Genomic DNA, 17731 nt, shown 5'->3' with positions numbered 1-17731 from the left:
CCAAAGTGCAAAGCGATGCCGGTAAAGACATTTACCGGTTACGTAAAGCCATCGTGGAACCCGCGTGGGGGCAAATGAAAGAATGTCAGGGCTTTCGTCAGTTTCACCTCCGTGGCGAAGATAAGGTTAAGGGTGAGTTCGTCCTTTTGGCTTTAAGCTATAATTTAAGAAAGCTTCATTCTGCCAGATATCCCAAACCATCCACGGTGTATAAACGGGAGAGGTCTGCCCAAAAACGTAAAAAAGCGGCGTAACTCCCACAAAGGCAAAGAAAGACACAGTGATTATACTCAAATCGTGATGAAAAATCATTTGAAAACCGAGTCTTACTCCGAAGGGACCTACAAAAGTAACTCCGTCGGACAGACTCTTAGAAGAATGGAGAAAAAGTCCGCTAACGGTGACCATTTGATCCTCCAATCGCTGTCGTCACCGCGCTTCGCTTTGAGCGCCCGATTAAGCGCCCGACGAATCGATTCCCGACTTCAGCATGCCGAGAACCCATTCGCACCAATCGATTTCCATTCGGGCGTGATCGATCGCCCTTTTCAGCAGTACATATTTGCCGAAGGAAGGCGTACGAACGCCAAGCGGCTTTCCGCTCCCCTGTTCGGCGCCCTCCAGCTCGGCGAGAGAAGCTCGGAACTTCTCCATTCGCTTGGCGTACAGCTTCAGACGCTCCCGGAACAACCGCTCCGTCGTGGCGGCATCGGCAAGCCACAGGCAATACATCTTGAGCAGCATTTCATCGCGCTTTACCGGTTCGGCGCTCAGATCGGGAAGCCATGCTTGCAGCGCCGAAGTCCCCTTTTCCGTAATCGAATATACTTTTTTATCCGGCTTCTCCTTTTGGGCGACAGAGACGAATTGCACCAATCCGCTCCGTTCCATTTTCGCTAAAATCGGGTAAATTTGACTATGCTTGGCCTGCCATACCGGTTGAATTTTCAACATAAGCTCATAACCGGTGCACGACTCCTGAGCCAATAATGCCAGCAAGCCATAAGACAAAGTATTCATAACCCCTCCGCAATCCAAGTCTGTCGGTTGACATCCGATAGGAACCGTAGTACTATTTTCACGAGCCTATTATATGTAAAAATGTACATATAATCAATAGCTTAGGCGCCTACAGGGCACTACGGACAAGTATAAGCCGATGGTCAGCAAACCTTGCAGCCGCATGTCAATGCCGCTGCTTTTTATAATGGACTAGAGGGAGACGGACACCATGCCTTATTTGCGTTTCAAAGGTTTTCCCACGGAATTTCTGAAGATGCTAGCCCCGCGGATTGTAGAGGAATTCGCCCAAATCGTGAATATCACGAAGGAAAAGGTGAAGATCGAGTCGCTGGTGACCGAAGCGATCACCCAAGTGCCTTTAAGCGTCGAAATCCTTATGGCCCCGAGAAAACAGGAAATCCACGATGCCGCGGCGGCGATGCTGAACCGGCTGTTAAAAGAGTACGGCTACGAGCAAATTCACTTATTCTTTATCATCCTGAATCCGCGTCTATATTATCGAAACGGAGAACCGCTGGCTTCGGGGAGCAGCACTTACGCCCCGTCCGAAGGGGTTTCTTATCACGGAATGACTTAATATTAATATTTTTTTTAAAAAAAGCACCTCAACACTCCCTGGCAGCCGCGGCCGGGATGTGCTAAGGTGCTTTTTTATTCGGCCGGAAATTTGGACAGCCAATTCGTCAATACCGACGCGGTCATCGTCTGCTGCTCCTGCGGAGTGCGTTCTGCCGGCTTATCGCCCTTTTGCTTGCCGTAGCTTCCGAATTGAGCGTGATTTCCCCCGTTGATTTGGACATAATCGGTATGGGCGGGCATATAGGCCTTCGCCTGCTCGTAAGCTTCCTTGTCGAGAACGCCGTCATCGCTCCCCGTCAGCGATATGGCCCGCAGCTCCGTCCCCTTCAAGCTTCCCCCCGCATCAGAATAAGCCGCCAGAAAAAATACGCCGCGAACCAGCTTCGGGTATTTGGCCGCATAGCGCGCCGCCATCGCCCCACCGAGCGAATGCCCCCCGATAACATACTGCTGCTTGGGATTCATCTCGATGATCCCTCCGGCGCGGTTCACGCCGAGCACGGCCAAATGAAGCGGCATCTTCACAATCCATGTCCGATACCCTTTGTCCGCCAAGCGAACGGCGAGCGGAGCGTAGCTTTCAGGTCGGACCAAACCGCCCGGGTAAAAAATAACATCGGGCTGCAAAGCCTGCTGCGGTTCGAACATGATCCAGTCCGGACTGTCGGTGATGGAGACGCCGCTGCCTCCCTTCATCGCTGTAATCGCCTCGGCATCGGGAGCGTACGGCTTCAGCCAGATCGATGCGGCAACCGCCAGGACAAGGACGACGAGCAGAAGCGAGCCCAAAATGATTTTGAAGCGGGACAGCTTCATAAGACCGCTCCTCCTGTCTATGGTTTTACATACAGTATTTCTTTTTATTGCCGAACCCATCCCCGAAAGACGAAACGGATCGGCGCATTTCCCGCAGGCCGAACAAATCCCCCAAAAGTGACGTGATGCTCTGAAGCTTATTCCGTCCGCATCCAGCCTAAGCTGGATCGGCGTCTAACCCTTCCTCTGGGATCGTTCTATGGGTAGACTTTACTTTCGGGGGAGCACACGGATTTCCACAGGATATGGCTGCGCATCATTTCCTAAACAACCAAAAAACCTCCTGTACCGCGTAAGCGGCCGGAGGTTTATCCTATCATTTTATAGTCCCAGCACTTTGTTGACCGACTCGATGACGCGTTCCTTCTGGAACGGTTTAACGACGAAATCTTTGGCTCCCGCCGTAATCGCCTCGATAACCATTGCCTTTTGTCCCATGGCGGAACACATAATGATTTTGGCGCTTGGGTCATGCTTGTAAATTTCCTTCACGGCGCCGACTCCGTCAAGCTCCGGCATCGTAATATCCATCGTCACCAGGTCAGGCTTAGCCGTCATATAAACTTGGACCGCTTCCATTCCGTTCGCCGCTTCCGCCACGACTTCATGACCTTCCTCCATCAGCATCGTCTTCAGCATCATCCTCATGAAGGCCGCATCGTCGACCACCATTACCTTTGCCATAGCTATTCCCCTGCTTTCTCTCATCTATACGCTTATTATGGCAAACAGAAATTAAACAAATTTTAGGTAACAGCGTAAACAACATTAGTTTTCTTTACATTTTCCTAACAATTCGAACCATTTAATTCCATAATTTATCATTGAAAATACAAGCTCCCGTTTTCAGTTGTGACAAATTTCTGAAAACTTTATGTAATTCTAAGGTTATTTTAAGTTTTCTTAAGCAGTGCGGTCATATAATGTTTACATATTCAACACATCATTGGAGGGATTCATATGAGATATGTAAAATCATTTCTGCAAGGCTTTTTCTACAGCTTTATCGCTATTGCCGCGCTTCCCATTTTGCTGGTGCAAAGCTTAATCGACCTATAATGCGCCGCCGATTTATTCAACCGCATCCCGCCGCTACAGTCCGTCTCTTAGTATGAAGGCAGCTTACCTCCGAACGATAGGTAAGCTGCCTGTTTTTTTGCCGCCAAACCGGGCCGGTTGAGAATCGCCGTCCGTGACGGCTAATCGACCCGCACCGCCGTGCCGCTGACGGCTACCATCAGCATCCCCTCGCGGATGACCTCGTAATCGATATCGATTCCCACGATCGCATTAGCCCCCATTCGGGCCGCTTGCGACTCCATCTCGTTAAAGGCGATATCCCGCGCGTCCTTCAGCTTGCTTTCATAGGCTCCGGAACGTCCTCCTACAATATCGGTAATCGAAGCGAAAATATCGCGTACGATATTTGCTCCCATAATAGCTTCGCCGGTGACAATCGAAACGTATTGTGCGATCTCTTTGCCTTGGATCGTCGGTGTCGTACTTAAAATCATATGAATGCCCCTTTCCGCTAATGTCTTCTTAGCATACGGGAAATGCCGCTTTTTCATACATAATGCCCTCTCCGGCGTAACGCCGGCTTTTCATTTTGCATGATATTTTTTATGTATCCGTTTACCTATTTGGTCTGCCCTAATGACACATAATATGGTAAGGTAAGATTTGGAACATACGTTTTATTATGACTTAGGATAAAAGAGAGGGGAAGCCCCGTGCGGCTGCAACGTTCCAAAAAGGCCCAAACGCTGATCATCATGCTGCTCCTGACCTCACTTTGCATCCTGTCTATGGGCTACACGGTTTACCGGATCGCCACCAATACTTTAACGCAGGAGATTCAGAACGCTTACCGGATGTCTTTGCTGCAAACGCAAGAGCGGGTTGAGGCCTATTTCAAGCAAATCGATCAATCGCTCCTGCAGTTCGAGAAGCTCCCCGCTCTGGACGAGCTGCTCTCGCTGCCCGAGGGAAGCAATAATCTCGAAATTTTAAGCCTGCTGGAAACCATGATGAGCATCCAAACTTCCATCGACGACGTAGACGATATCGCCTTGTATCGCCTCGATACTCGCAAGCTGTACAGCACAAATCGCCAGGTCACCTCATTTCAGCAGGACTATCAAGCCGTTATAAGCCGGTTTGCGAAGTTGAATCGCAACAGCGCTTTTTTTAACGCGTTCATCGACGACACGCCGACTACGATTTACATACGCAAGCTGCCCATCTTTCAAAGCACTCCGCCTTTTTATATCGTCGTTCATTTGAATCAGCAATTTTTCGACCACATGCTCGGCTCAGGCCAGGAAATTAAAGGAAATTATTTTATACTGGATGAATATGACCGGCTGCTGCAAAATCGCGGCGACTTAGACGACGAAACGATCGCCCGCGATGTCATTCCGGTCGTGACGGAACGTAAATCCGACTCGGGCGGGCTGTTTACCGCTTATTTGCCTCCGTCGCAGAAGGGCTGGACCTTCGGCTTCGCCATATCGAACCAAGAGCTGTTCCGCAAAATCGCCGATATCCGCAATGTCATCTTCCTGATAGGCGGCATTATTCTGACGCTCGCGGCGCTAGCAACCGTTTTGTCTACGAACCGATTGTGGAGAGGCTGGAACGACATCGTGACGCTGCTGGACGATCCTGTCTCCGTCCGCCACGCCAAACCGACCATGCCGGGCATCCAAGACGACGAATTCCGGGAAATCTACGACAAATTGCAGCAAATCAAAGAAACGCGGGATGAATTGAAGGAGCAGGTGAAGGAGCTGACACCGGAAATCAAGGAAGCCTTCATATATAATATGCTGCAAAAAGGGCTTCGCTCCGAGGAGGACTTGGACAAATGCCAAAGGTATGAAATCCCGCTGCTGTTCGGGGGATACAGCTGCCTGTGCGTGGAAATCGATCAGTACAAGAGCATGGCCGAGCAGTACTCCGACCGCGATCTGTTTTATTTCCGCTACGGCGTGTCCAAGGTGATTCAAGAGATTATCGACAGTAAAGGCCGCGGATTCGTCTCTTATACAGGTGAAGGGCGCTTTGCCGCCATGCTGTCGCTGCAGGACAGCGGCGATGGCTCTCCCCCCGGGGACCGGCAGGCCAGGAAGGAGACGATCCGCGAAGCCGCCGTAGAAATCCGCGATTTCATCGAACGGTATTTTCCGTATACAGTGTCCATAGGGGTCAGTTTATTCCGCAAAGATTACGCCTACTTGAATCTTTCCGCGGAAGAAGCCGAGAACGCACTGAAGCATAAGCTCGTAACGGGGACGAACGAGGTCATTCCAACAGATGAATTTATACCCGGCGATAGCGTCGGATCAGCCGCCGCCCCGGTTTCCTTCAAGGAGCTGGCGGACGATCTGATCTATGCGATCCGCTCGCTTGACCGCGAATCGGCCTGCCGCTGCGCGGACCGGATCGGCACGCTGCAGGGGCTTCGGACGATCAATTATCAGCGGCTGCAAAGCCAATTGACGGAAATGGTCTTCTCTATTTTCCGCTCCGTCGGCGGAACGCTGCGCAGGCCGCCTTCCGAGCCGCTGATGAGCGAGCTGCTGCAGCTGACGACGTTGGAGGAATGGATCGGCTGGCTGAAATCTCAAGCGATCGAGCCGCTTATCGGGGAGCTCGCCGAGGAGCATAGGGAGCACATGCATCAAGTCGCCGATCAGTTAACCGAATATATCCGCCGGCATAACGAAGAAAACATCCGTCTGGACAGCTGCTGCAAGGCGCTGAACGTTCCCGCCTCCGTCGGCAGGCAGGCGCTCAAGGAAATTCATGATTCGACCTTCTCCGATTTCCTGCTGCAGAGCCGGATCGAGAAAGCCCGCGAATGGCTGCTGCATACCGGTATGAGCGTGGAGGAGATCGCTTCTCGCCTGCAGTACAGCAACTCCCAGAACTTTTCGCGCACCTTCAAGAAATCGGTCGGCTTGCCTCCAGGCCAATTCCGCAAAGAATCGAAAGCGATATAGCGCCGTATAGGCAAGAAGCCTCCAAACCGCTGTTAAGAGCGATTAAGGAGGCTTCTTCGTTCTGACTTTTGGATGCCCGCTCCCGCGGGCTCTACTTTATGAAGACGGTGTCGTGCCGGCTTGCTAATTGGCGACCTCCCATTCGTTCACATTAATGAAAGCGCCCAATTCCTTAGGCTCTCCAACCTTAACCCGTTTCGCTACGGCTTTCAGACGATAGTCTGCGTAAAGCGCGATCTGCGGAACGTCCCTGACCAGCAGCTCCTGCACTTTATCGTAAATCGCATGCCGCTTGTCCGGATTCGTCTCCTTCGTTCCTTGAACGAGCAGATCGTCCATTTCTTGATTGCTGTAGCCGGAGAAGTTGTTCAGATTGCCTGTCGCAAAAGTGCTGGTCAAATCCGGGTCCAGAATAAAGATCAGCCCGAGCAGCGCCAGATCGTAATCTTTTTTCCTGAGCTTCTGTACGGTAGTGGCGACATCGACCTTCTGTACCTGCGCCTTGATGCCGACGGCTTTCAAGTTGTCGACGATAATATCCGCCGTTTGCTCGCGGGTTTTATTGCCCGACGGTACGACGAAGTTCAGCGTTTTGTTCGAATCCCAGTTGGCTTCTTTTAAGAGCTGCTTCGCTTTTTCCGGGTCATACGGATACGGCTTCAGGTTCTTGTTGTAGTACGGATGAATCGGCGTATACTGCACATCCATGATTTCGCCTTCGCCCTTCAGCAAATTCGTAACCATCATATCGCGGTTCATCGCATAGACGATCGCCTGTCTGACCTTCGGATCGGGAATGACGGCATTGTTCATATACATGTTCTGATAGTTGAACGGCTTGCCGGAAATCGTCTTAATGTTGGACATATTTTTCACTTTCTCAAAATCCTGCACTGCGATGTTCCCGATACCCGGGAAGTTCATGTCGATCTCTCCGCTTTGCAACTGGGCGACCAGATTGGCCGAAGGCATGATCTTGAAGTTCAGCTTGTCGAACTTCGGCGCTCCCTTGAAATAGTCTTTGTTCGCCTCCAGCTCCACGTATTGATCCTTCGCATAGCTGACGAATTTGAACGGACCGTTGATAACATCCGGCTTTTGGAAAAACGGATTTTGCGGAAGCTTCTCCGGATCGGCGTCCTTGAGCACATGAGCGGGCAGCGACTTTAAGTTTTTGCCGAAGCTTTCGAGGAATAAATTCGGATCGACGGGCGTTTTGGTGCGAAATTCGATCGTATGGTCATCGATCTTCTTCATCCCGGCGACATCCGCGCCGCCCTCGGCCAGCTTGCCCTTGTCGTCGAAGCCTTCCAGCATCGCGAAGCGCGAAGCGAGCGCCGTCGCAAACTTGGGATTGGCGATCAGCTTCACCGTGAAAATAACGTCATCCGCCGTGACCGGCTGACCGTCGGTCCATTTGGCCTTCGCATTCAGCTTGACCGTGAACAGCTGATTGTCTTTGGTCTCGATACTATCGGCAAGCATCGGCACGAACTTGAGATTTTCATCCAGCTCCATCAGCGGCTGAAACAATATCGAAGTAATAATAATGGACGTATTGTCCGTTTGATCGATCGGATTGAACATGAGCGGCGCGTTCGTGATGCCGATATTAATGACTTTGCTGCCGGTAGACGGCTTGGCCGCCTCCCCCGCGCTCCCTTGCGTTGCCTCCGGCGCCCCTCCGCCGCATGCGCTGAGCGCCAATACGGAGAGTATGCACGTCATCAGGACGGATGTTTTGAATTTGCCTTTCCATTTCATGGCCGGTTCCCCCTCATATAGTAGATGATGCGATAGCGACAAGCCGGATTACTTCAAGCTTTTCGGGTCGAGAGCATCCCGCAGCCCGTCGCCGATAAAATTGACCGATAGCACGCTCAAAATAATCATAATCCCCGGAGGAAGCCACAACCATGGCTGCGAGGTCAGCACGGTAAGCGACTGCGCGTCGGTCAGCATATTGCCCCAGCTCGCCGTCGGCGGCTGCACGCCGAGGCCAAGGAAGCTCAGCGAGGCTTCCGCGATGATCGCTCCGGCGATGCCGAAGGTGGCATTGACGAGTATGGGCGCCATCGCATTCGGCAAAATATGCAGGAACAGCATCCGCGCCGTGCCGAGCCCGAGCGCGACGCCGGCTTTGACGTAATCCATCTGCTTCAGCGACAATACGCTTCCCCGCACCAGCCGCGCGACGCCGGTCCAACCGAGAAATCCGAGGACGACGATCACGTTCGTCAAGCTGGGACCGACGACGCTGACTACGACGAGAATAAGCATGAGCTGAGGAAAAGACATGAAAATATCCGTCAAGCGCATGACGACCATATCGACCCAACCGCCGAAATAACCGGATACGAGCCCCAAGATCGTGCCGATCGTCACCCCGATCGCTACGGCGCCGATACCGACGACCAGCGATACGCGGGAAGCGTAGATCAAGCGGCTTAGCACGTCGCGTCCCACCTGATCGGTTCCTAGTAAATACTGCGAGGAAGGCTCCGCCTCGAACGAGCCGGTCACCTCATACGGATCATGCGGCGCCAGCAGCGGGGCGAAGATCGCGCAGACGGTCAAAATTAGCATGACCGCCAGTCCCGCTACGGCGAGCTTATGCTTCGCGAACCGGCGCACGACCATCCGCAGATAGCTCTCCTCGCCGGCCGGGCTGTCCGCCGCGCTCAAGGCCTGCTCGCTCGCTCCCGATCCTTTGTGCAAATTCATTTCCATTGCCGGCATGGCACTCCCTCCTGTGACTTCGATGAAATGGGCTTTGCTGCCAAAGCTTTACCGTTATTTATACTTGATCCGCGGGTCGACGACGGAATACACGATATCGGTCAGCAAATTCGCCGCCAGCACCATGATGGCAGCCATCAAATTAAGCGCCATCAGCGTAGGATAATCGCGGTTCATAATCGACCCCATCGTCAGCTGGCCGATGCCCGGCCAAGAGAATATCTGCTCCGTCACGACCGCCCCGCCGAGCAAGATCGGGACCTCCAGCCCGACTACGGTCACGATGGGAATCAGCGCGTTGCGCAGCGCATGCTTGTTGACGACCACAAATTCATGCAGCCCTTTGGCGCGGGCGGTACGCAAATAGTCTTGACCCAATATTTCGAGCACGCTGGAGCGGACATAGCGGATTTTTTTGCCTGCGATCCCGATTCCCAGTACCATTACCGGTAAAATCAGATGGAGTACCCGGTCCAGAATCCCTCCATCGCCTCCCAAGGTGAACATCCCGCCGGAAGGAAGCCATTTCAGCTCCAAAGCGAACACATAAATGAGACCGAGCGCGAGAAAAAAGTTCGGAATCGATATGCCGAGAAACGAGCCGGCCGTAGCCAGGTAATCGAGCTTGGAATACTGCCTGGTCGCGCTCAGTATGCCTAGCGGGATCGCAATGATCAGACCGACGACCAGCGCGACTCCCATCAGCAGCACCGTCGGACCGATCCGCTCCCCGATCATATGGGAGACCGGCTGGTACGTAGTCAGCGAGAAGCCGAGGTTGCCCTGCAGCAAATTGACGAGCCAGCGAAAATATTGCATGTACAGCGGGTCGTTTAAGCCAAGCGCCTCTTTCTTGGCCATGATGTCTTCAGCCGAAATGTTCGGATCGATCATCATATCGACCGGATCGCCGGGAGCCATATTGATGATGATAAAATTGATGACCGTTACTCCGATGAGAACGGGAATGGCAATCAGCAGCCTTCGGATAATATAAGCGAGCACGGCAGCCTCCTCCTCCTATTTGTCATGATCCGTCGAGAGCGAAGCAGGCTACGGCATGCTCGCTTCCTTTCAATTCCGGCTCCTGCTCGCGGCAGATCGCCTTGGCCAGAGGGCAGCGCGTATGGAACCGGCAGCCGTTCGGCGGATTGGCCGGACTCGGCACATCGCCCTGAATGACGATTCGCTCCTTCGACCTGAGATGCGGATTCGGTACGGGATAGGCGCTGAGCAGCGCCTGTGTGTAAGGATGCTGCGGATTGCGGAACATCTCCTCTTTGCGCGCAATCTCCACCACCTTGCCCAAATACATGACCGCGATCCGGTCGCTAATATAGCGAACGGCCCCAAGACCGTGAGCAATGAATAAATAGGTCAGATGAAATTCTTTTTGCAAATCCTTCAACAAATTCAATACCTGCGCCTGGATGGAGACGTCGAGCGCCGAGACCGGCTCGTCGCAGACGATCAGCTTCGGCTTGAGCGACAGCGCCCGGGCAATCCCGATCCGCTGCCGCTGACCGCCCGAAAATTCGTGCGGATAGCGGTCCTTATAGCCGCTGGGCAGCCCGACGATTTCGAGCAGCTTGCCGACTTCCTTCGGTATATCCCCCTCAGGCACGATCTTATGGACTTTAAGCGGTTCGGCCAAAATGTCGCTGATTCGTTTGCGCGGATTGAGCGAGGAGTACGGGTCCTGGAAAATGATTTGCAAATCGGAGCGGACCTTTTTCATATGCGAGCCGGAATATCCCGCAATGTCGCGCCCCTCGAATAAAATCCGGCCTTCCGTCGGCTCCTCTAACCGGACAATCGTCCGGCCGATCGTCGATTTGCCGCAGCCGGATTCGCCGACGAGCCCCAGCGTCTCGCCGGGATAAATATGGAAATTAACGCCGTCGACCGCCTTCACATGGCCGACCGTTCTCGAAATAATTCCTTTGCGGATCGGATAATAAGTCTTGAGCCGTTCTACCGTCAGCAGCGGCGCGTCGGCCGCCTTCATCTCTCTCGCCCGATTAGCCATAAGCCGCCTCCTTACGCTCCTGGGGCGAATGCTCTTCTGCCAGCCAGCAGCGGGCAAGATGATTCGCCCCCGATTGCATTAACGGCGGAGCCTGCTGAAGGCATCGCTCTACCGCGTACGGACAGCGGGTATGGAACCGGCAGCCCTGCGGCATTTGATGCAGCGACGGCACCGTGCCCGGGATCGAAGCAAGCCGCTCGTCCATCCCCGAGTCGATGTGGGGTATCGAGCTCATCAATCCTTTCGTATAAGGATGCTTCGGCTCGTCGAACAGCGTGAAGACGTCCGTCTCCTCCACGACCTGCCCCGCATACATGACAATGACCTTGTCGGCCATTTCGGCGATGACGCCCAGATCATGCGTAATCAGCATAATCGCCGTGCCCGAATCCTGCCGAAGCTTCTTCATCAGCTCCAAAATTTGCGCTTGAATCGTTACATCCAGGGCGGTGGTCGGCTCGTCGGCAATGAGCAGCTTCGGCTTGCAGGACAGCGCCATGGCAATCATGACCCGCTGTCTCATCCCCCCGGACAAAGCGTGAGGGTATTCATCGACAATGGCCTCGGGCCGCGGAATGCCGACTTTCTTCAGCATCTCGATCGCGTAAGCCCTCGTCTCCTTGGGCTTCATCTTCAAATGCAGCCGGATGGACTCGCCCATCTGATGCCCGATCGTAAACACCGGGTTGAGCGAGGTCATCGGCTCTTGAAAAATCATCGAGATCTCATTGCCGCGAATCTCCCTCATCTGCGCCTCCGTCATCCCGGTAAGATCGGCGCCTCCGAAGCGGATTTCGCCCTGTCGGATGCGGCCTTTAGAGCCAAGCAGCCGCATGATCGACAGCGAGGTTACGCTTTTGCCGCAGCCGGATTCGCCGACGATTCCGATCGTCTCTCCCGGCTTCAGCGAGAAGCTCACGTCGTCAATGGAGATGACTTCCCCCTTGTCCGTCCGGAATGCCGTTTGCAGATGATTCACTTGAAGCAGATGGTCCATGCTTCTCACCGCCTTCTGGTATAGTATATAAATGGTTTAGGCCATAAATAGTATAGGGAGTTAAGTTTTACTGACCGGCAGCGGGCGAGCCTCCGGCGGAATCAGCGTCGTGTACGGGACCCCGCCGCGCTCCTCCTCATGCTCCTTCTTGGCCTCTTCGAGCAGTTCCGGCTGCAGCAGCAGCTGAACGGCGGTCGCTGCGATGACTTTACCCGCATGCAGCATCCCCTTATGTCCGATCGGCGCAGCTCCTTGCGACACGAGCTGCCACGTATGGAAAGGCGTGCCCAGCGCCATACAAGCCGTTCCGCATTGAGCGGTCGGCACGAGCCAGCTGACGTCGCCGACGTCGGAGGAGCCCGGGTTGACCCCCGACTTAGGCTTGTAGGGCTCCAGCGTGTCGGAGACCGCCTTGCCTTCGTGGCGGGAAGGCATCCGCTGTCCGCGTTCGCTATCGGAGAAGGTGGCGCGAATGGCCTCGGCCAGTTTCCGGTCCTCCTCGTCGAAGACCGGGACGCCCAGCTTCTCGAAGTTGTCGTACATGACCTTCTCCAGCGTCGTGTTCAAGATGAAATTCGATGAGGCCGCATCGAAGCGGATTTCCACTTCCGTTCCGGTCATCAGCGCGGCTCCCCTGGCGATGTCGCTGACCCGCCCGTACATCTCCCGCACCTGCGAGCTCTGCGGAGCGCGCAGCTTGTAGAGCACCTCCGCCTCCGGCTGAACGACGTTCGGCGAGATGCCTCCCGTATTCGTGACAGCGTAATGCAAGCGGGTTTCCTGCTCCAGATGCTCCCGCAAGTAGTTGGCTCCGACATTCATCAGCTCCACCGCATCCAGAGCGCTTCTCCCCAATTGGGGGCTCACGGCGGCGTGCGAACTCCTTCCCTTGAACTTGTAGTAGACCTGGCACGTAGCCAGGAAATTGGACGACATCACTCCGTTCACCGGGCTCGGGTGCCATGTCAGCGCTGCGTCCACGCCGCCAAACAATCCGGCTCTGGCCATAAACGCTTTGCCCCCGCCGCCTTCTTCGGCCGGACATCCGTAATATTTCACCGTACCCGAGAGTCCCTGCTCCTCCATATAACGGCGGACGGCGACGGCTGCCGCCAAAGCTCCGGTCCCAAGCAGATTATGCCCGCAGCCATGGCCGCTGCCTCCCGGCACCAGCGGCTGCTTCTCCGCCGATCCTTTGGCTTGGCTCAGGTCGAACAGCGCATCGTACTCTCCCAATATCGCGATGACCGGAGCTCCTGAGCCGTAAATGCCGACAAGCGCGTTGGGCACTTCTCCCGCTTCCCGCAGAACGGCGAAGCCTTCCTCTTCCAACGCCTCGGCGATCAGCGCTGCGGAACGCTTCTCCGTATATCTCGGCTCCGCATATTCCCAAATCCGGTCGCTAATAGCGATAAAGCGCGCCCGGCGTTCCTCGATAAGAGCGGACAACCGCTGAACATAATCGGAAGCGATCATGGCACCCATTAGAACCAGCTCCTTATTTAGATGATCTGCCTTTTCTCCTTCTGCAGAAGCCGCAGCCCCCGCAACTTTTCCGAATTCATTCGGCCGAAAATGCTTTGCGTCCCGCCGGGTTTCCCACACTGCCGGACTGCGCCTTTCTCCTGCGCAGCGTCCATACGAGCGGCAAGCATAGGAATGCCGTCGCCGCCGCCAACAAAGTAACATCGTTCACCGCATCGGTAAAAGCTTGCCGCTCCACAGCGCCCGTCACCGTTCCTCCGCCTGCCAGCTCCTTCGTATGCATCGCAACGCTCAAGGAAAGCAGCGAGGTGATCAGACCGATCGACAGCGAGCCGAAGCCCTGCTTCACCCAATTGCTGGCGGAGGAGGCATGGCCCGTCAGTTCGGCCTCGATCTCCTCCATCCCCGCATTGGCTGCCGGCATCGTAGCCAGCGCAATCCCGATGTTGCGCACCGTCATCCAGCCCATAATATACGTTCGCGATATATCCGGCGTCAGCTGCCCCATGGCGATCATCCCCGCGCCGATAAGCAGAATACCCGCCGTAATCAGCGCCGCAGGACCTACCTTCGAGTACAGCCTGCCGGCAATCGGCATGAATACGGCCATCGCCGCCGATCCGGGCAGCAGCGTCAAGCCCGCTTCCATCGCCCCGGCCTGCTGGATCGTCTGCAGAAACACGGGGGTCAAATACGAGCCCGAATACAGGCTGATGAGAATGATGCTGCCGAGGATTAACGTGAGGGTAAAACGGCGATTCGCGAATACTTGCAGCTGCAGCAGCGGCGCCTCGACCCTCCTTGCCCTGCGGATGAAGGCCGCCAGCACGACGGCGCCGAGCGCGAGCAAGCCCAGCGTTTTCCAGGACGTCCAGCCCCATTGATCCACTTCGCTGAAAGCGATCAAGAAAGCAGTGCTGCAGGAGGTGACCATGACGAAGCCGGGCAGATCGAACGGTTTCGGCGAATACAACCGGTAATACGGCAGCAGCTTCATCGCTACGAGCACCCCGACGACGCCGAAGGGCAAATTGAGCCAGAACAGCCAATGCCAAGACCATGTCTGGATGAGCCATCCGGCCAAAGTCGGCCCCAGCGCCGGGGCGAGCACGCTGGAAAGCGACCACATGCTATTGGCGAAGGGCTGCCGTTCGCGCGGGATGACCTGATAGATGATGGTCATGGTCGCCGGCATGATCATGCCGCTGAACGCGCCCTGCAAGATGCGAAAGGCGACCAGCGCCCCGACGTTCCAGGCCATGGCGCACAGCGCCGACGCTATCGTGAAGCCGATTAGCGATACGATATACAAATATTTGGGACTCAGCCGGTCGCCCAAATAGCCAGTGACCGGAGCGATCACGCCGCCTGCCAGAATAAACCCGGTGACCGCCCATTTTACATGGCTTAGGTCTGCTCCAAAGTCGCTCATGAGCGACGGAATGGCTACATTCACTGCCGATATGCCCATCGTGGCGAGGAAGGAACCGAAGCAGATAGCTGCCAGAATCGGCCAAAATGCCGCCTGATCTCGCTGTGAAGATACGGACATATCGTTCAGGCTCCTCCTCTTGTTCCGATCCGCGTTATTTTTTGGCCGACGGCTTCACGCCGTCCGGAATCGGGCTGACATAGGCTTGCCCGTCCAGCAGCTCGCTCAGCTCCGCCTTCGCTCTGGCGGCAATGTCTGGATCAAGCAGCACCTTGAGCGCCGTCTCCGCCATCACTTTCCCCGCGTGCAGCATCGCTTTATGCGATATCGAGGTAGCCCCTTGCGAGACGACCTGCCATGTATGGGCCGGCGTGCCGATAGCCCAGCAGGCCGTCGAGCACTGCACCGTCGGCACGACCCAGCTGACATCGCCTACGTCGGTCGAGCCCGACATCACCCGCTGGCGCGCTTCCTCCGTGAGCGGCAGCAGCACATCGCACATATCTTTATCCTTAAGCTCGCTTCGAATGCTGAAGCTTTTGTCGGCGTCGGACAAGCTGCTGCGAATCGCGCCGGCATAGCGAAGCTCCTCTTCCGTAAATTGAGGTACGCCGAGCTCCTGGAAACATTCGTGCATCACATTTTCCAGAACGGAGTTAGGAACGACATTCGAACAAGCTTTATCGAACACGATTTCCGCTTCGGTACCCGTCATCAATGCCGCCCCTCTGGCAATATTGCAGATGCGCTGATAAATTTCCTCCACCTGCTGCGTCTTGGGCGCCCGGATCAAATAAAGCACCTCCGCCTCTCCCTGCACGACATTCGGCGAAATTCCCCCGCTGTTCGTTATCGCATAATGGACGCGCGCCTCCTGAATGATGTGCTCCCGCAAATAATTCACGCCGACGTTCATCAGCTCGACCGCATCGAGCGCGCTGCGTCCCAGATGCGGGCTTGCCGCCGCATGGGAGGTACGTCCTTTAAATTTATAGTACACCTGATAATTGGCCAGCGATGAGCCGCTCATAATCCCGTTGGCGACGCCGGGATGCCAGCATATCGCAATATCGGCATCGTCGAACAAACCCGCTTTGGCCATGAACGCTTTGCCTGATCCGCCTTCTTCCCCTGGACAGCCGTAGTAACGAACTGTGCCTGCAATGCCGTTCTCTTCCATGTAATGCCTCAAAGACACCGCAGCGGCAAGCGAACCGGTTCCGAGCAGATTATGTCCGCACCCGTGGCCGTTGCCCCCGGGAACGACAGGATGCTCCTGCGCCTCTCCCTGATATTGACTCAAGCCCGCGAGAGCGTCGTATTCTCCCAAGATCGCGACCACCGGCCCGCCGCTTCCGTAAGAGCCGACGAAAGCCGTTTCCATCCCGCCTACCCCGCGCTCGACCTTGAAGCCTTCATTCTCGAGCGTTGCGCAAAGCAGCTCCGCCGAACGGAATTCTTCGAATCGGGTCTCCGCAAATTCCCATATGCGGTCGCTCACTTGAATGAACATCTCCCGCTTGCCTTCCATAATCTCGCTAATGCTCCGCTTGTTATCCATACCGTTCCCGTCCTTTCTGCATTTGGAAATAAAATAAATGTTAATTATCCTTACATACATTTAACACCAAAACCCGCTATTTGAGTAGGCCTCGCGTTTTATATTTGGAATCTTCAATTGGCATATTGCTGGCGATTAGTATCATTTTTCATCTTTTCATGCAAAAAATGATACTTTTCCTTGCTATTTTTTCCAATGATTTCGTTTACATAGTAAACTATCGAAAGATTATAGAATAAATAGAGGAGCAATGCTATAATGTGAAAAAAAGTTCCATGAGATTAACTAAATCTGCAGGGGGATGGACGATGTACAAACTGTTGATTGCAGACGACGAGAGCGAAATCAGGAACGGTTTAAGCCAATACTTCCCTTGGAATGAGGTCGGTTTCGAGGTGGTCGGTCAAGCGGATAACGGGATGCATGCGTTGAACTACATATTGCAGCATCCGGTCGACGTTCTGCTCTGCGATATCAAAATGCCTGTCATGAGCGGAATCGATGTGGCTAAGGAGCTGTTCGAGCAGCGCTCCAAGATCAATATCGTCCTGCTTAGCGGCTACAGGGAGTTTGAATTCGCGCAGCAGGCCCTTAATTACGGGGTTAAACATTATTTGCTCAAACCGACGAAATACAGCGAAATTACGAAAGTATTCGAACGGATCAAGGAGGACCTTGACCAAATCTCCCGGCAAAGCCCGCCTCTTCCGGACGCCCCCGTCCTTACCGAGCCCAGCGTGTCCGAGAAAGCGATCGACAAAGTACGCAACTACATTCACGAAAACTACAAGGAAGCCTGTCTGGAGAATGCAGCCAAGATCGTTTATATGAATCCCTATTATTTGAGCAAATATTTCAAGCAAAAGACGGGCGAAAATTTCTCCGATTATTTAACCCGGGTCCGCATGAATAAGGCCGCCGAGCTGCTTAAGGACGTCTCCTACAAAACCTATGAAATCAGCGATTTGGTAGGCTACAGCAACGCGAAAAACTTTACCCGGACGTTCCGCCGCTTTTTCGGCAAAACCCCGCGCGAATACAGAAACATGGACTAGGGAGCGGC

Annotated in this window: 16 protein-coding genes; 4 read left to right on the top strand and 12 right to left on the bottom strand. The window is 54.4% G+C overall.

Annotated features, from left to right (window positions below):
- On the top strand, positions 1-254 hold a 254-nt coding region (locus N0M98_RS18205; RefSeq protein WP_259618752.1), incomplete at its 5' end, for a transposase.
- Positions 255-456: 202 nt separating this feature from the next.
- Here the strand turns inward: N0M98_RS18205 and N0M98_RS18200 are convergent.
- Positions 457-1020, bottom strand: coding sequence for a PadR family transcriptional regulator (locus N0M98_RS18200; RefSeq protein WP_249860829.1), 564 nt, complete (start codon positions 1018-1020; stop codon positions 457-459).
- 211 nt (positions 1021-1231) lie between these two features.
- On the opposite strand from N0M98_RS18200, the gene N0M98_RS18195 reads away from it, so the two are divergent.
- Entirely contained in the window at positions 1232-1600 is a 369-nt protein-coding gene (locus tag N0M98_RS18195) for a DUF1904 family protein (protein WP_249860828.1), read from the top strand.
- A gap of 74 nt (positions 1601-1674) precedes the next feature.
- On the opposite strand, the gene N0M98_RS18190 is transcribed toward N0M98_RS18195, so the two are convergent.
- The 3 genes from N0M98_RS18190 to N0M98_RS18180 form a co-directional block, all read right to left on the bottom strand.
- Positions 1675-2418 (bottom strand): alpha/beta fold hydrolase, encoded by a 744-nt coding sequence (locus tag N0M98_RS18190; protein WP_259618751.1) that lies wholly within the window; start codon positions 2416-2418, stop codon positions 1675-1677.
- A 321-nt stretch (positions 2419-2739) separates the two neighbouring features.
- Positions 2740-3102 carry a response regulator gene (locus N0M98_RS18185; RefSeq protein WP_249860827.1) on the bottom strand — a complete coding sequence of 121 codons (363 nt, stop codon included), beginning with the start codon at positions 3100-3102 and terminating at the stop codon, positions 2740-2742.
- A 515-nt stretch (positions 3103-3617) separates the two neighbouring features.
- Complete coding sequence (locus N0M98_RS18180; RefSeq protein WP_249860826.1) at positions 3618-3932, bottom strand: heavy metal-binding domain-containing protein; 315 nt, start codon at positions 3930-3932, stop codon at positions 3618-3620.
- Between the two features lie 219 nt (positions 3933-4151).
- Between N0M98_RS18180 and N0M98_RS18175 the strand changes: the two genes are divergently transcribed.
- Complete coding sequence (locus N0M98_RS18175) at positions 4152-6425, top strand: helix-turn-helix domain-containing protein (RefSeq protein ID WP_259618750.1); 2274 nt, start codon at positions 4152-4154, stop codon at positions 6423-6425.
- 123 nt (positions 6426-6548) lie between these two features.
- Here N0M98_RS18175 and N0M98_RS18170 read toward each other — a convergent pair whose 3' ends face one another.
- The 8 genes from N0M98_RS18170 to N0M98_RS18135 form a co-directional block, all read right to left on the bottom strand.
- Complete coding sequence (locus N0M98_RS18170) at positions 6549-8189, bottom strand: ABC transporter substrate-binding protein (RefSeq protein WP_249860824.1); 1641 nt, start codon at positions 8187-8189, stop codon at positions 6549-6551.
- 48 nt (positions 8190-8237) lie between these two features.
- Positions 8238-9164, bottom strand: coding sequence for an oligopeptide ABC transporter permease (gene opp4C / locus N0M98_RS18165; protein WP_259618749.1), 927 nt, complete (start codon positions 9162-9164; stop codon positions 8238-8240).
- Positions 9165-9218: 54 nt separating this feature from the next.
- Positions 9219-10169, bottom strand: coding sequence for an ABC transporter permease (locus N0M98_RS18160; RefSeq protein WP_249860822.1), 951 nt, complete (start codon positions 10167-10169; stop codon positions 9219-9221).
- A gap of 22 nt (positions 10170-10191) precedes the next feature.
- Entirely contained in the window at positions 10192-11193 is a 1002-nt protein-coding gene (locus tag N0M98_RS18155; RefSeq protein WP_283942776.1) for an ABC transporter ATP-binding protein, read from the bottom strand.
- Positions 11186-12190, bottom strand: a complete 1005-nt coding sequence (locus tag N0M98_RS18150) for an ABC transporter ATP-binding protein (protein ID WP_249860821.1) — start codon at positions 12188-12190, stop codon at positions 11186-11188. The genes N0M98_RS18155 and N0M98_RS18150 overlap by 8 nt, the downstream gene beginning before the upstream one ends.
- Before the next feature lie 60 nt (positions 12191-12250).
- Positions 12251-13675 carry a M20 family metallopeptidase gene (locus tag N0M98_RS18145; RefSeq protein WP_249860820.1) on the bottom strand — a complete coding sequence of 475 codons (1425 nt, stop codon included), beginning with the start codon at positions 13673-13675 and terminating at the stop codon, positions 12251-12253.
- 76 nt (positions 13676-13751) lie between these two features.
- Complete coding sequence (locus N0M98_RS18140) at positions 13752-15227, bottom strand: MDR family MFS transporter (protein ID WP_259618748.1); 1476 nt, start codon at positions 15225-15227, stop codon at positions 13752-13754.
- A gap of 34 nt (positions 15228-15261) precedes the next feature.
- Complete coding sequence (locus tag N0M98_RS18135) at positions 15262-16668, bottom strand: M20 family metallopeptidase (RefSeq protein ID WP_249860818.1); 1407 nt, start codon at positions 16666-16668, stop codon at positions 15262-15264.
- A gap of 308 nt (positions 16669-16976) precedes the next feature.
- Here N0M98_RS18135 and N0M98_RS18130 point away from each other — a divergent pair, with 308 nt between their 5' ends.
- Positions 16977-17723: a response regulator transcription factor gene (locus tag N0M98_RS18130; RefSeq protein ID WP_259618747.1), complete on the top strand. Its 747-nt coding sequence runs from the start codon at positions 16977-16979 to the stop codon at positions 17721-17723.
- Positions 17724-17731 lie beyond the last annotated feature (8 nt).

Origin of the sequence: Paenibacillus doosanensis, assembly GCF_025060755.1 — a bacterium.
GTDB classification, from domain to species: domain Bacteria; phylum Bacillota; class Bacilli; order Paenibacillales; family NBRC-103111; genus Paenibacillus_S; species Paenibacillus_S doosanensis.
Note: the sequence above shows the minus strand (reverse complement) of the source record. Positions and strands in the feature narration are given on the sequence as shown.

Excerpts from the sequence above, each read along its gene's own strand:
- N0M98_RS18130 (WP_259618747.1), top strand. The coding sequence starts at position 16,977 with ATGTACAAACTGTTGATTGCAGACGACGAGAGCGAAATCAGGAACGGT.
- N0M98_RS18195 (WP_249860828.1), top strand. The coding sequence starts at position 1,232 with ATGCCTTATTTGCGTTTCAAAGGTTTTCCCACGGAATTTCTGAAGATG.
- opp4C (WP_259618749.1), bottom strand. The coding sequence starts at position 9,164 with ATGCCGGCAATGGAAATGAATTTGCACAAAGGATCGGGAGCGAGCGAG.
- N0M98_RS18135 (WP_249860818.1), bottom strand. The coding sequence starts at position 16,668 with ATGGATAACAAGCGGAGCATTAGCGAGATTATGGAAGGCAAGCGGGAG.
- N0M98_RS18150 (WP_249860821.1), bottom strand. The coding sequence starts at position 12,190 with ATGGACCATCTGCTTCAAGTGAATCATCTGCAAACGGCATTCCGGACG.
- N0M98_RS18185 (WP_249860827.1), bottom strand. The coding sequence starts at position 3,102 with ATGGCAAAGGTAATGGTGGTCGACGATGCGGCCTTCATGAGGATGATG.
- N0M98_RS18190 (WP_259618751.1), bottom strand. The coding sequence starts at position 2,418 with ATGAAGCTGTCCCGCTTCAAAATCATTTTGGGCTCGCTTCTGCTCGTC.
- N0M98_RS18140 (WP_259618748.1), bottom strand. The coding sequence starts at position 15,227 with ATGTCCGTATCTTCACAGCGAGATCAGGCGGCATTTTGGCCGATTCTG.
- N0M98_RS18155 (WP_283942776.1), bottom strand. The coding sequence starts at position 11,193 with ATGGCTAATCGGGCGAGAGAGATGAAGGCGGCCGACGCGCCGCTGCTG.
- N0M98_RS18200 (WP_249860829.1), bottom strand. The coding sequence starts at position 1,020 with ATGAATACTTTGTCTTATGGCTTGCTGGCATTATTGGCTCAGGAGTCG.
- N0M98_RS18170 (WP_249860824.1), bottom strand. The coding sequence starts at position 8,189 with ATGAAATGGAAAGGCAAATTCAAAACATCCGTCCTGATGACGTGCATA.
- N0M98_RS18180 (WP_249860826.1), bottom strand. The coding sequence starts at position 3,932 with ATGATTTTAAGTACGACACCGACGATCCAAGGCAAAGAGATCGCACAA.
- N0M98_RS18145 (WP_249860820.1), bottom strand. The coding sequence starts at position 13,675 with ATGGGTGCCATGATCGCTTCCGATTATGTTCAGCGGTTGTCCGCTCTT.